14 protein-coding genes, 1 tRNA gene and 1 pseudogene are annotated in these 13,046 nt (G+C 69.0%); 12 read left to right on the top strand and 4 right to left on the bottom strand.

Going from position 1 to position 13,046, the window contains the following annotated elements; all coding sequences use genetic code 11:
• Nucleotides 1–3 precede the first annotated feature (3 nt).
• The gene (locus V6M45_RS04770; protein ID WP_332654442.1) at nt 4–630 is read left to right on the top strand and encodes an NAD(P)H-dependent oxidoreductase; all 627 of its coding nucleotides are present in this window, start codon (nt 4–6) and stop codon (nt 628–630) included.
• A 1-nt stretch (nt 631) separates the two neighbouring features.
• On the opposite strand, the gene V6M45_RS04765 is transcribed toward V6M45_RS04770, so the two are convergent.
• The 3 genes from V6M45_RS04765 to V6M45_RS04755 form a co-directional block, all read right to left on the bottom strand.
• Nucleotides 632–1,399, bottom strand: coding sequence for an SDR family NAD(P)-dependent oxidoreductase (locus V6M45_RS04765; RefSeq protein WP_332654441.1), 768 nt, complete (start codon nt 1,397–1,399; stop codon nt 632–634).
• Nucleotides 1,400–1,490: 91 nt separating this feature from the next.
• Nucleotides 1,491–2,138 (bottom strand): helix-turn-helix domain-containing protein, encoded by a 648-nt coding sequence (locus tag V6M45_RS04760; RefSeq protein WP_332654439.1) that lies wholly within the window; start codon nt 2,136–2,138, stop codon nt 1,491–1,493.
• A gap of 179 nt (nt 2,139–2,317) precedes the next feature.
• Nucleotides 2,318–2,407: transfer RNA gene (locus tag V6M45_RS04755), tRNA-Ser, on the bottom strand.
• Nucleotides 2,408–2,504: 97 nt separating this feature from the next.
• Here V6M45_RS04755 and V6M45_RS04750 point away from each other — a divergent pair.
• The 5 genes from V6M45_RS04750 to V6M45_RS04730 are packed head-to-tail and all read left to right on the top strand — an operon-like array spanning nt 2,505 to nt 6,581.
• Entirely contained in the window at nt 2,505–3,350 is an 846-nt protein-coding gene (locus tag V6M45_RS04750) for a septal ring lytic transglycosylase RlpA family protein (RefSeq protein ID WP_332654437.1), read from the top strand.
• 39 nt (nt 3,351–3,389) lie between these two features.
• Nucleotides 3,390–4,016, top strand: coding sequence for a dTMP kinase (gene tmk, locus V6M45_RS04745; RefSeq protein ID WP_332654436.1), 627 nt, complete (start codon nt 3,390–3,392; stop codon nt 4,014–4,016).
• On the top strand, nt 4,013–4,990 hold the full coding sequence (locus tag V6M45_RS04740) for a DNA polymerase III subunit delta' (protein ID WP_332654434.1): 978 nt from the start codon (nt 4,013–4,015) through the stop codon (nt 4,988–4,990). The genes tmk and V6M45_RS04740 overlap by 4 nt, the downstream gene beginning before the upstream one ends.
• The gene (locus V6M45_RS04735; protein ID WP_332654433.1) at nt 4,990–5,778 is read left to right on the top strand and encodes a TatD family hydrolase; all 789 of its coding nucleotides are present in this window, start codon (nt 4,990–4,992) and stop codon (nt 5,776–5,778) included. Before V6M45_RS04740 ends, V6M45_RS04735 begins: the two co-directional genes overlap by 1 nt.
• A complete protein-coding gene (locus V6M45_RS04730) occupies nt 5,775–6,581 on the top strand; it encodes an MBL fold metallo-hydrolase (RefSeq protein ID WP_332654431.1) in 807 nt (268 codons plus the stop codon). Before V6M45_RS04735 ends, V6M45_RS04730 begins: the two co-directional genes overlap by 4 nt.
• Nucleotides 6,582–6,832: 251 nt before the next feature.
• Here the strand turns inward: V6M45_RS04730 and hemB are convergent, their stop codons facing one another.
• Nucleotides 6,833–7,834: a porphobilinogen synthase gene (hemB, locus tag V6M45_RS04725; RefSeq protein ID WP_332654429.1), complete on the bottom strand. Its 1,002-nt coding sequence runs from the start codon at nt 7,832–7,834 to the stop codon at nt 6,833–6,835.
• Between the two features lie 83 nt (nt 7,835–7,917).
• Here hemB and V6M45_RS04720 point away from each other — a divergent pair, with 83 nt between their 5' ends.
• From V6M45_RS04720 to V6M45_RS04695, 6 genes and pseudogenes are all read left to right on the top strand, one after another.
• Nucleotides 7,918–9,057 carry an isobutyryl-CoA dehydrogenase gene (locus tag V6M45_RS04720; protein ID WP_332654428.1) on the top strand — a complete coding sequence of 380 codons (1,140 nt, stop codon included), beginning with the start codon at nt 7,918–7,920 and terminating at the stop codon, nt 9,055–9,057.
• Nucleotides 9,058–9,065: 8 nt separating this feature from the next.
• A complete protein-coding gene (locus tag V6M45_RS04715; RefSeq protein ID WP_332654427.1) occupies nt 9,066–10,121 on the top strand; it encodes an enoyl-CoA hydratase/isomerase family protein in 1,056 nt (351 codons plus the stop codon).
• 89 nt (nt 10,122–10,210) lie between these two features.
• Nucleotides 10,211–11,008 (top strand): class I SAM-dependent methyltransferase, encoded by a 798-nt coding sequence (locus tag V6M45_RS04710; protein ID WP_332654426.1) that lies wholly within the window; start codon nt 10,211–10,213, stop codon nt 11,006–11,008.
• A gap of 32 nt (nt 11,009–11,040) precedes the next feature.
• The gene (locus V6M45_RS04705; protein ID WP_332654425.1) at nt 11,041–11,799 is read left to right on the top strand and encodes a class I SAM-dependent methyltransferase; all 759 of its coding nucleotides are present in this window, start codon (nt 11,041–11,043) and stop codon (nt 11,797–11,799) included.
• A complete protein-coding gene (gene mmsB, locus V6M45_RS04700) occupies nt 11,796–12,782 on the top strand; it encodes a 3-hydroxyisobutyrate dehydrogenase (RefSeq protein WP_332654507.1) in 987 nt (328 codons plus the stop codon). Before V6M45_RS04705 ends, mmsB begins: the two co-directional genes overlap by 4 nt.
• A 140-nt stretch (nt 12,783–12,922) precedes the next feature.
• Nucleotides 12,923–13,046: pseudogene (locus V6M45_RS04695) on the top strand (5-aminolevulinate synthase); the annotation flags it as partial.

The following is a 13,046-nucleotide window of genomic DNA, read 5'->3' as shown; positions in this document are numbered from 1 at the left end:
CATATGACCGTCTCCACCGTTCCGACCCGCATCGCCCTCGTCCTGGTTCACCCGAGGAAGCGGAGCTTCACGGCCACGATGGCCGGGGCCTTCGCGCAGGCCGCCCGCGAGGCCGGGGCCGGGGTCGAGGTCCGCGATCTCTATCGCCTGCGCTTTGATCCGCGCCTGCGCGCCAGCGAAATGCCGGACCACCCGGGGTTCCGCCCGCGCGCCGACGTCCTCGCTGAACGTGAGGCGATCGGGAAGGCGGACGTGTTCGCCTTCTTCTACCCCCTCTGGTTCAATGGCCCTCCCGCCATGTTGAAGGGCTATGTGGAGAGGGTTTTCGGCCTCGGCTTCGGCTATTCGCCGATCCGTCATGGCGGCAACCAGCCGATGCTGGAGGGTCGCCGGCTGGTGGCCTTCACCTCGTCCGGCGCGCCACAGGACTGGGTCGAGTGCAGCGGCGCATGGACCGCCCTGCGGGAGAATTTCGACAATCATCTCGCGGCCATGACCGGCCTGGAACTGATCGGCCATCACAATTTCGGCGACGTCGGCGCGGGCCTGTCGCGTAAGCGGATCGAGGCCTGCGCGGCCGAGGTCGGGGAGTTGGCCAGGCGGATCGTGTCGATGTGCGCGGCCGGCTAGCTCAATGGGCGGTGTAGCCGCCGTCGATAATCAGCTCTGACCCGGTGACGAACGCCGCTTCGTCCGAGGCCAGATAGACCGCGCCCCACGCGATGTCGTCCGGCTCGCCGATCCGGCCCAGCGGATGCAGGGCGGCGGTCGCCTTGCGGCCCTCTTCCAGATCGCCCTGGGAGGACAGGTGGGCCTCCACCATCGGGGTCCAGATGAAGCCAGGGTGAATCGAGTTCACACGGATCCGGTCGGGCGCATAGATCATGGCGTCGGTCTTGCTCATCAACCGGACCGCCCCTTTCGAGGCGTGATAGGGCGGAACGTCCGGTGCGCCCACCAGCCCATAGATCGACGACAGGTTGATGATCGACCCGCCGCCGGCCTGCTTCAGATGGGGGATGGCGTGTTTGGTGCAGAAGAAGACGCCCTTGACGTTGACCGCCTGGACCCGGTCCCACTCGGCCTCGGTGATCTCGTGCGTCGGCTTGTTGACCCCGGCGATCCCGGCGTTGTTGACCAGGATGTCGATGCGCCCGAAATGTTCGACGACCTCCCGCATAACCGACTGCACCTCGCGCTCGCTCGAGACGTCGCAATGCCAATAGGCGACCGGAAGCGATCGCTCCCTCAGCATTTCGATCAGTTCCAGACCCTCGGCGTCCAGGACGTCCAGCACGGCCACCGCCGCGCCTTCTTCCGCCATGCGCAGGGCGGTCGCGCGGCCGAGGCCCACGGCGCCGCCGGTGATGACGGCGACCTTGTCGGAAAGGCGATTCATGACGTCAGGACTCCGGCCGGATGATGCGGGACGTTTCGGGGGCCATGTCGGGCCTCCTCAGGCTCGCGGGATCGAATTTGAGGACGGGGCTTCAGGCTGCGGCGAGCCGCATCAGGTTGCTCCGTTGCCGGACGCGGAAGTGCCGGCAGCCTGCAAGCTCCACCACGCCGTCGGCCTGCAGGCGGCTGAGCATCCGCGAGACCGTCTCGATGGTCAGCCCCAGATAGTCGGCCATGTCCTGCCGGCTCATCGGTAGCGTCACCAGATCGCCCCGGAACCGGTCGGCCAGGTCCAGAAGGAAGCGGGCCACCCGTTCGCAGGCGGTCGCCCGGCCGAGCAGCAGCATGTGCGCCTGGGCGCGCCCGAGCTCCGTCGCCGTCGCGGCCCACACCAGCTTCTCGACCCGTCCCGACGCGAAGGCGACCGATCCGGAGCGCTTCACCACCATGACCTCGCAGGCCGTCAGGGCTTCGGCCGTAAACCTGTGCTGCGGTCCCGTCTCCACGCCGAAGACGTCGCCGTCATAATAGAAGTCGCCGACCTGCCGTCGCCCGTCGGCCAGCAGATAGCTTGTCCTGATCGAACCCTTCACCAGACGATAGATCAGATCGGAGGCCTCTTCCTGGCCGTAGATCTCCTCACCGGCGGCGAACTCCATCCGGAGCGCGCCGTCCCATTCGTCGCCGGGGCCGGCGGCGAAAGGAAATGTCGTGGGGTTGGGCGACTCCGTCCGCGTCATGTTGAATTCCCCTGCCTTCAGGTATCAGGGTTAGGCCGTTAACCAGCGGAACGACATTCGGGGCGTCTCCCTAGGCGCTGCCCCCTAGGGGAATGACCGTAGTCAAAAAATATGGTGCTGATCACAGGATATTCCGCGGTTGCGGTCACGCCTGCACAGCCGCGCACGCCGGGGGAAGGTGGCGGACAGGGTGGGATTCGAACCCACGGTAGGCTTGCACCTACGGCGGTTTTCAAGACCGCTGCCTTAAACCACTCGGCCACCTGTCCGTGTCCTGCGAGCGGACCCGCCGCATAGCGCCAAACACCCCGTTAACCAAAGCGGAAATCTCTTCCGGCCATTCTTGCCGCCATCAAGGGCAGGGCCATGGCTTCAAGACTACTCAAGGGGCTGATCGCCGCCGGACTTTTGTCGCTGCTGGCCGCCTGCGCCGGCGGGCCCAAGCCGGACGTAGGCGCCATGCCCGTGGTCACCGACCCGGCTCCGATCGTCTCCGGCACCATGCGGCCCTACCAGATCCGCGGCCGCTGGTACCGGCCGGAGGAACAGCCCCGCTATGACGAGACCGGCCTGGCCTCATGGTACGGCGACCAGTTCCACGGCCGCCCCACCGCCACCGGCGAGCGATTCGACATGAACGCCCTGACCGCGGCCCACAAGACGCTGCCGCTGCCCGGACTGGTCGAGGTCACAAATCTCGCCAACGGTCGCCGGGTCGTCGTGCGCGTCAACGACCGCGGTCCGTTCGTCGACGGCCGCATCATCGATCTGTCACGCGGCGCCGCCGACGCCCTCGACCTGCGCCGGGCCGGGGTGGGGGAGGTGAGGGTCCGCTATCTCGGTCGCGCACCGCGCCTCGGCGGCGGCGGCCCGGTGCAGTACGCCCAGGCGGCCTCGCCGGCTCCGCCTGCAAACTCGTCAGCCCCTGTTCCGTATCTTGCCGTCGCGCCGACGCCGCCGCCCACCGTGCCGTCCGTGACGCCGGCGCCTGCCCCGACCGGCGTGTGGGTCCAGGCGGGAACGTGGCCCGACGCCCGTCAGGCCCGCCGGGCCGCGGACCATCTGGGCGGCGGGGCGAGGGTGGACGAGGCCCGGCCCGGCCAGTTCCGGGTGCTGGTGGGGCCTTGGCCGGACGCCGGCGCCGCCGAGCGCTCGCGCCGCGCGGTGATGTCGCGGGGTTATCCCGAAGCGACGACGATTTCCGGGGTCTAGACCCTTCCGCAACCGGGCCGGCGCCGCCATGGTGCACCGGTGACCCAAGGCAGATTCATCACATTTGAAGGCGGCGAGGGGACCGGCAAGTCGACACAGGTGGCGCGGCTGGTCGAACGCCTGCGCGCCCGCGATCTGGAGGTGGTCCAGACCCGCGAGCCGGGCGGCTCCCAAGGCGCCGAGGAGATCCGCAACCTCGCCCTGAACGGCGACGCGGGCCGTTGGTCCCCCATGACCGAGACCCTGCTGATGTACGCCGCCCGCTCGGATCATCTGGAGCGCACCGTGCGCCCGGCGCTCGAGGCCGGGCGCTGGGTCGTCTGCGACCGCTTCGCTGACTCGAGCCGCGCCTATCAGGGCGTCGGCGGCGGCACGGCCGCCACCTTTATCGAGACGCTGGACGCCGCCGTCGTCGGCCAGACCCAGCCGGACCTGACCCTGATTTTCGACCTGCCGGTCGACGTCGGGCTGGAGCGGGCCTTCGGCCGCGGCCTGTTCGAGACCCGCTTCGAATCGAAGGGGCTGGAATTCCATGAGCGTCTGCGGCGCGGCTTCCTCGACATCGCCGTCGCCCACCCCGATCGCTGCGTCGTCATCGACGCCGACGGAGATCAGGATACGGTCGAGGCCCGCGTCTGGGCCGCCGTCGAGGCGCGACTGCCGTGAGCGAACACCCGCGCGACCGTTTCGACCTGGTCCCCGACGCGGCCGCTGAGGCGGCCTTCCTCGACGCCTTCGACAAGGGGCGGCTGCATCACGCCTGGCTGCTGTGCGGGGTCGAGGGCTCGGGCAAGGCCACCTTCGCCTACCGCGCCGCCCGCCGCCTGCTCGGCGCCGCGCCCGACCCGTCGCGCGGCCTGCTTGGAACCCGCCCTGATGATCCGGTCGCCCGGCTGATCACCGCCCAGTCGCACCCCGACCTGCTGATCCTCGAACGCGCCGTCGAGGGCGGCAAGACGAAGAAGTCCATCTCCGTCGACCAGGCCCGCGACCTGCCCGAGTTCTTCTCCAAGAGCCCGTCGCAGGCGAAATACCGCGTCGCCATCATCGACGCCGCCGACGACCTGAACCTCAACGCCGCCAACGCCTTGCTCAAGGTGCTTGAGGAGCCGCCGGAACGTGGCGTGCTGTTCCTCGTCGCCCACGCGCCCGGCCGGCTGCTGGCCACCATCCGCTCGCGTTGCCGCCGTCTCGCCTTCCCGGTCTGGCCGCAGCACGCGCTGGAAGAGCTGGTCCGCAACCAGACCGGCGTGCCCTCGGCCGAGGCCGTGCGTATCGCCGGCATGGCCGCCGGCTCGCCCGGTCAGGCCCTCGCCTTGGCCTCCGGCGCGACCCTGGAAGCCGACCAGCTGGCCCAGGCCTGGGTCGCCGCCCCGGACCTCGACCGCGCCGCCGTCATGGCCGTGGCCGACAAATTCCGCGGCCCCGAGGGGCAGGAGCGGTTCGAGACCCTGATGGACCGGCTGATCGCCGCGGTGAAACTGCGCGCCCTCGAGGAAGGCAAGTCCGGCGCCCGCTGGGCCGAGCTGTGGGAGCGGCTGTCGGAGCTCCCCGACCGCGCCGCCGCCATCAACCTCGACCGCGCCGACGTGCTGACCGGGGCCCTCGCCGACCTGCAGCGCACCAAGGCCCGCGCCTGATGCTGATCGACAGCCACGTCAACCTGCACGCGCCCCAGTTCGACGACGACCGCGACGCCGTCATCGCCCGCGCCCGCGCGGCCGGCGTCGGCCTGATGGTCGAGATCTCCGACAAGCTGTCGACCTTCGAGGCCACCCACGCCCTGGCCATGGCCCACGACGACATCTGGGCCACGGTCGGCGTCCATCCGCACGAGGCGAAGGATCACGCCGACCTGACCGCCGACCGCCTGGTCGAGCTCGCCGCCCGCCCGAAGATCGTCGGCATCGGCGAATGCGGCCTCGACTTCCACTACGACCTCAGCCCGCGCGACGTGCAGGCGGATGTCTTCCGCCAGCATATCGCGGCGGCCCGCCGGACAGGCCTGCCGCTGGTCGTCCACACTCGCGAGGCCGACGCCGTCATGGCTGACATCCTCGCCGAGGAGCAGGCGAGGGGCCCGTTCCGCTTCCTGATGCACTGCTATACCAGCGGCCATGAACTGGCGGAAAAGGCAGCAGAATTGGGCGCGTGGTTCTCCATCTCCGGCATCGCCACTTTCAAGGCCGCCGCCGACGTGCGCGAGATCATCGCCGGCATGCCCGCCGACCGCATCATCGTCGAAACCGACTGCCCCTACCTCGCCCCCGTGCCCCACCGCGGCCGGCGCAACGAGCCGGCCTACGTCGGCCACGTCCTCGACAAGCTGGCCGAAATCCGCGGCTGGTCCCGCGACGAGGCCGAGGCCCGCACGACCGACGCCTTCTTCGCCCTGTTCGACCGCATCCCGAGGCCAGAGGGCGCATGACCGGGGCGGCAGGCGAGCTCGAAGTCGTCATCCTTGGCTGCGGCTCGTCCGGCGGCGTTCCGCGCGGCGACGGCGACTGGGGCGCCTGTGATCCGGCTGAGCCGAAGAACCGGCGCAGCCGGTGCTCCCTGCTGGTCCGCCGCCACGGTCCCGAAGGCGTAACCGGCGTCCTGATCGACACCTCACCCGACCTGCGCCAGCAGATGCTGGCCGCCGATGTCCGCCACATCGACGCCGTCCTCTACACCCACGACCACGCCGACCAGACCCATGGCATCGACGACCTGCGCGTGTTCGCCCTGCGCGCCCGCCGTCGGCTCCCGGCCTTCATGGACGCCGCCACCCATCAGGCCCTGTACGGCCGTTTCCGCTACATCTTCGAGAGTATCGAGGGCTATCCGGCCATCCTCGACGCCCGCCCGATCCCGCCGCACGGCCAGCCGTGGTTCGTCGATGGCCCCGGCGGCCCGGTCTCTGTCGTCACCTTCGACCAGGCCCATGGCCCGATCCGCTCGGTCGGCTACCGGATCGGCGGGATCGCCTATTCCAGCGACGTCTCCGACCTCGACGAGACGGCGTTCGAAGCCGTGCGCGGCTGCGACCTGTGGATCGTCGACGCCCTGCGCTGGACGCCCCACCCGACCCACGCCCATGTGGAGAAGACGTTGGACTGGATCGCCCGCGCCGGGGTGAAGAGGGCGGTGCTGACCAATCTGCATCTCGATCTGGATTACAACGTCCTGTCGGCGGCTGTTCCGCCGAACGTCGAGGTGGCCTACGATGGCTGGACGACCCGACTCTGAGGGCTAGCTGGATGTCAGCGACAGCGTTCAAGCAGATCCGGACGCCGCTCGGAGCGCTCGTCCTCGTGCTGGCGGTGGCGGCGGCTGTTCTCGGAGTGTGGCTCTTGAACCAGGACGCCGGCGACCCTTCGCCCGAGGCCGCGCAATTCGTTGCGGAGCAACGCGCCCGGCTCGAAAGTGAGCAGCACGCTCGCGGGCTGGTAGAGGTCCAGCCGGCGCGACCCGTGGCGCCCCCGCGATAGTCTGCGACCTCAGCCCAGAAGCCGCGCCGCCTGCGGGGCGAAATAGCTCAGCACCCCGGCGCATCCCGCCCGCTTGAAGGCGTGCAGGCTTTCGAGGATCGCTCGCTCCTCCTCCAACCAGCCGTTGGCCATCGCCGCCCGCATCATCGCGTACTCACCCGACACCTGATAGGCGAAGGTCGGAACCTTGAACGTCTCGCTGACCCGCTGAACGATATCGAGATACAGCATGCCCGGCTTGACCATCACCGCATCCGCGCCCTCGGCGATGTCCATGGCCACCTCGCGCAGCGCCTCGTCGCTGTTGGCGTAGTCCATCTGATAGGTCTTCTTGTCGCCGGTCAGCGCCTTCGCCGACCCCACGGCGTCGCGATACGGCCCGTAGAAGGCCGAGGCGTATTTGGCCGCATAGGCGAGGATCATCACGTCCTGCAGCCCGTTGGCCTCGAGCGCCTCGCGGATGGCCTGCACCCGTCCGTCCATCATGTCGGACGGGGCCACCACGTCCGCGCCGGCGTGGGCGTGGATGAAGGCCTGTTCGGCCAACCGCTCCAGCGTCGTGTCGTTGACGATGCGGCCGTCCTCCAGCACCCCGTCGTGGCCGTGGTCGGTGTAGCAATCCAGCGCCACGTCGGTGATCACCCCGATCTCCGGCGCCGCGTCCTTGATCGCCTTGATGCACTCGGGGACCAGCCCGTCCGGATCGGTCGCGCCCGTCCCGATGCAGTCCTTGATCGCACCGTCGACATTGGGAAACAGCGCCACCGCCGGAATGCCCAGGTCTCGCGCCTCCACCGCGGCCGCCGCCGCCGCCTTGGGGCTCAGCCGGAACACGCCCGGCATCGAGGCCACCGCCACACGGTCGTCGACCCCGTCATGCACGATCAGCGGCCACACCAGATCCGCAGGCGTCAGCGTCGTCTCGGCCACCAGCCGCCGCACCCAGGGCTGGCTGCGCAGCCGGCGGGGGCGGGCGTAGGGAAAGGCGGCGGGGGCGAACGGCTGGGTCATGCGGCCTCATAGCTCCCTTCTCCCAATCGGAGAAGGTTTGCCCTAGAAGGCCGCAACACGCCGACAGATTCCGGAACCGCCCCATGGACTTCGCCCTCACCGACGACCAGCGCGCCATCCAGGACGCCGCCCGCGCCTTCGCCGACGCCGAACTGGCCCCGCACAGCGCCGAGTGGGACGAGACCAAACACTTCCCCGTGGATGTCATGAAACACGCCGCGGAAATGGGCTTCTGCGGCATCTACACCGGCGAGGAGCACGGCGGCATGGCGCTCGGCCGGGTCGAGGCCGCGGTCATCTTCGAGGAACTGTCGCGCGGCGACGTCTCCACCGCCGCCTTCATCTCGATCCACAACATGGCCACGTGGATGATCGACAAATTCGGCTCCGACGACCTGCGCGCCCGCTATGTGCCGTCGCTGGTCACCATGGAGAAGATCGCCTCCTACTGCCTGACCGAGCCCGGCTCCGGCTCCGACGCCGCCGCCCTGCGCACCACGGCCCGGCTCGACGGCGATCACTGGGTCCTCAACGGCTCCAAGGCCTTCATCTCCGGCGCCGGGACCTCCGACGTCTATGTCGTCATGGCGCGCACCGGCGCCGAGGGGCCCAAGGGCATCTCCACCTTCGTGGTCGAGAAGGAGGCGCCCGGCCTCAGCTTCGGTGCCCAGGAGAAGAAGATGGGCTGGAATTCCCAGCCCACCGCCATCGTCTCGTTCGACGACTGCCGCATCCCCGCCGCCAACCTGCTCGGCAAGGAAGGCGACGGCTTCCGCTACGCCATGATGGGCCTCGACGGCGGCCGTCTGAACATCGCCGCCTGTTCGCTGGGCGGGGCCCGCCTGGCGCTGGAGGCAGCCCTCGACTACGTCTCCAGCCGCAAACAGTTCGGCAAGCTGATCGCCGACTTCCAGAACACCCAGTTCAAGCTGGCCGACATGGCGACCCAGCTGGAGGCGGCCCGGCTGCTGGTCCTGCGCGGGGCCTGGGCGCTGGATACGAACCATCCCGAAAAGACCAAATGGTGCGCCATGGCCAAGCGCTTCGCCACCGACGCCTGCTTCCAGATCGCCGACGAGGCCCTGCAGCTGCACGGCGGCTACGGCTATCTCAAGGACTATCCGCTGGAGCGCATCGTCCGCGATCTGCGCGTCCACCGCATCCTCGAGGGCACCAACGAGATCATGCGCGTGATCACCGCGCGGGAGATGATGCGGCAGTGAGTGACTCCATGACCCCCGAACCCGAGGTCCTTATCCGCGTCGCGTCCGGCGTCGGCCATCTCACCCTCAACCGCCCCAAGGCCCTGCACGCGCTGAACCGGGCCATGTGCGAGGCCATGATCGAGGCGCTGCTGGCATGGCGGACCGACGACGCGATCAAATCTGTCCTCATCGACCACGCCGGCGAGCGCGGCTTCTGCGCCGGCGGCGACATCCGCATGATCGCCGAGAGCGGGGCAGGGGACGCGTCCGAGGCCAAGGCCTTCTTCGATACCGAATACAAGCTCAACCACCTGCTGTTCGACTATCCCAAGCCGGTGACGGCCCTGGTCGACGGCATCGTCATGGGCGGTGGGGTCGGTATCTCCGAGCCGGCCGACGTCCGCATCGCCACCGAGCGCACCATCTACGCCATGCCCGAGACCGGCATCGGCCTGTTCCCCGACGTCGGCGGCGGCTGGTTCCTGCCGCGCCTGCCGGGCCAGACCGGCGTCTGGCTGGCCCTGACCGGGGCCCGGCTCAAGGCGGCCGACACCGTCTTCCTCGGCATCCACACCCACTATCTGCCGTCTGATGCGCTCGAAGCCTTCCGCGCCATCCTCGCCGCCGACCCGGCCCATCCGATCGACGTCGCCGACGGCCTGGAGACCGACGCCGGCGAGCCCCCGATCGAGCCGCACCTGCCGGCTATCGAACGCCTGTTCGCCTTCGACACGGTCGAGCAGATCTTCGCCGCCCTTGAGGCCGACGGCTCCCACTGGGCCTTGGCCCAGCTGGCGACGCTGAAGACAAAGTCGCCGCAATCGCTGAAGGTCACCTTGCGCCAGCTCCGCACCGGCGCGGCCCTCGAGTCCTTCGCCGACAACATGGCGATGGAGTACGCCCTCGGCGGCCGCGTGATCCGCACCCATGACTTCCAGGAGGGCGTGCGCGCCGTCATCGTCGACAAGGATAACGCCCCGAAATGGTCGCCCGCCGATCTGTCCGGGGTTACGGAAGCCGCTCTCGACACCTTGTTCGCGCCGTTGCCCGATGACGAGGATTGGGCGCCCCTGGGCCGGTAGCGAAGGGTGACGATGTGGACTCGCCCGCGAGGGGCTTGCCATCGACCCTAAACGGGAGCTTGGCTGTAGCCGCACGCTCAGGAGAAGACATGCTCAAGCCCTCCATTTCCGCCCTCGCCGCCGCCCTGGTCCTGTCTGCCGCGGTGGCCGCTTGCAGCTCCGCCCCCGACGCCGGTCGCGACGACCGTGCAGCCGGCGGAGTTCATGGAGCGGCGCAACTGGCGGATCTGCACCGCGCCGCCGTCGCTGACCCGCTGCGGCCGGCTGACGAGGTCGCCCGCGACGCGTTCCGTCACCCCGACCAGATGCTGGCTTTCGCCAGGCTGGAGCCGGGCGACAAGATCGCCGATATCCGCCCCGGCGCAGGCTATTTCACCCGGCTGTTCGCCCGCGTGGTTGGTGAGGAAGGCAAGGTTTACGCCTTCGTGCCCAACCGCACCGCCGAGCGCGAAAATCCCGGCGCCGACGCCCTGGCCGCCGCCTACCCCAACGTGTCGCGGGTCAATGGCGACCTGAACACGATGAGCTTCCCGGAGCCGCTCGATGTCATCTGGATGAGCCAGGAATATCACGACTTCCATATCCCGGCGTTCAACACCGACGTGGCGACCATGAACCGGGCGATCTACGCCGCCCTCAAGCCAGGCGGCTATTTCATCGTCATCGACCACGCGGGGCGTCCCGGCACGGGCCACAGCGAGGTCCAGACCCTGCATCGCATCGAAGGCGCCTCCCTGCGCGCCGAGATCGAGGCGGCCGGCTTCGTCTTCGACGGAGAATCGACCGCACTCGCGAACGCGGCCGACGACCGGACCGTCAACGTCTTTGACGCGGCGATCAGGGGGCGCACCGACCAATTCGTCTATCGCTTCAGGAAGCCGGCCTGAGAGTCCGGCCGCCACGACAGGAGTAAAGTCTGATGCATCGTTCCCTGCTGGTCGCAGCCTCGCTCCTGGCCGCCGTTTCGGTCGCCGCCTTTGCCCCCGCTCCGCGGCTTCAGGAGCCGTCGGCCTACGCTTCGGCGCTGGCTGATCCGGTCCGCCCGGCCGAGGATCGTGCGCGCGACGAAGCGCGCCATACCGCGGAGACCCTGGCCTTCGCCCGCGTCCAGCCCGGGCAGAAGATCGCCGACATGATCATCGGCGGCGGCTATTTCACCCGCATCTTCTCGGCCGCCGTGGGCCCGGAGGGCCGCGTCACCGCCTGGCAGCCTGCCGAATTCATCGGCTTTCAGGCCAGTTATGGCGAGAGCCTGACCGCCGTCGACGCCTTGGCCAATGTCGACGCCATCCGCTCGCCGATCGGCGACCCTGAATTCCCGTCCGGCCTCGACCTCGTCTTCACGGCCCAGAACTACCACGACCTGCACCTGGCCCCGTTCGCGGAGGACACCGCCGCGAAGGTCAACGCTGCGGTATTCCAGGCGCTCAAGCCCGGCGGCCTCTATGTCATCATCGACCACCACGCCGCCGCGGGTTCCGACCTCGCCGCCGCCGACAGCCTGCACCGGATCGACATTGAGGCGGTCAAGCGCGAGGTCACGGCCGCCGGCTTTGTGCTGGATGGCGAGAGCGATCTCCTCGCCGACCCCGCCGACGCCCGCACCGCCAACGTCTTCGATCCCTCCATTCGCGGCAAGACCAGCCAGTTCATGCTGCGCTTTCGCAAGCCGGGCTGAGCGAATTCCGCCGGCGCCGCTGGCGAGCGGGCAGGGGGCGGGCTATCCCTCCCGAAAATCATTCGGGAGACGACGCCATGACCCACACCATCGCCTTCATCGGCCTCGGCAACATGGGCGGCGGCATGGCGGCCAACCAGGCCAAGGCCGGGCACACGGTCCTCGCCTTCGACCTGTCGCAGGCCGCGCTGGACCGCGCCGCCGCCGCCGGCTGCACCCCGGTCGGCTCGGTGGCCGAGGCGGTCAAGGCCGCCGACGTGGTCATCACCATGCTCCCCGCCGGCCCGCATGTGCTCAAGGTGTACAGCGAGCAGATTATCGGCGCGGCCCCGACCTCGGCCCTGCTGCTCGACTGCTCGACCATCGACGTCGACACCGCCCGCAAGGTCGCCGGTCTGGCGAAGGACGCCGGCTACGCCTTCGCCGATGCGCCCGTCTCGGGCGGCACCATGGCCGCCGACGCGGGGACCCTGGCTTTCATGGTCGGTTGCGACGAGCCGGAGTTCGCCCGTATCGAGGCGGCGCTCGAACCCATGAGCCGCGCGACCTTCCGCGCCGGCGACCACGGGGCGGGGCAGGCGGCCAAGATCTGCAACAACATGATCCTGGGCATCACCATGCTCGGCACCTGCGAGGCCATCGGTCTGGCCGAGAAGCTGGGTCTCGATCCGGTGAAGATGTTCGACATCGTCGCCAAATCCTCGGGTCAGAGCTGGTCGACCACCACCTACTACCCCTGGCCCGGCCCGGTCCCGACCGCCCCCTCGAACCGCAACTACGAGGGCGGTTTCGCCGCCGCCATGATGCTGAAGGACCTGAAACTGGCCCAGGACGCCGCCGCCAAATCCGGCGCCTCGACGCCGCTGGGGGCCCAGACCGAAGCCCTGTTCCAGATGTTCAACGGCCTCGGCTACGGCGGCCGCGACTTCTCCGCCATCCTGCAGATGCTGCGCGGCAAGCTGGACGAACTGCCGAAGGGCTGAGCCCCTTCGATCGCGACGCAAAGAAACTGAGAACCATTATCAATTAAGGGTTTGCGGCGATTTGTCCGTGCCGTTTCATGGACAAATCAACCTGATCGGCGCATCACCGGGCAAGTTTTCGCCACGGTAGAGCTGACCCGTTGTACGACTACAAGGCCGCCTTCCAGACCGCCGTCGAGCAGGTCAAGAGCGAGGGGCGCTACCGCGTCTTCGCCGATCTGAAGCGCGTGTGCGGCCAGTTTCCGAAGGCGATCCGGCGCCGCG

It is taken from the genome of Brevundimonas sp. (genome assembly GCF_036676055.1).
In the GTDB taxonomy this organism is placed as follows: domain Bacteria; phylum Pseudomonadota; class Alphaproteobacteria; order Caulobacterales; family Caulobacteraceae; genus Brevundimonas.
Note: the sequence above shows the minus strand (reverse complement) of the source record. Positions and strands in the feature narration are given on the sequence as shown.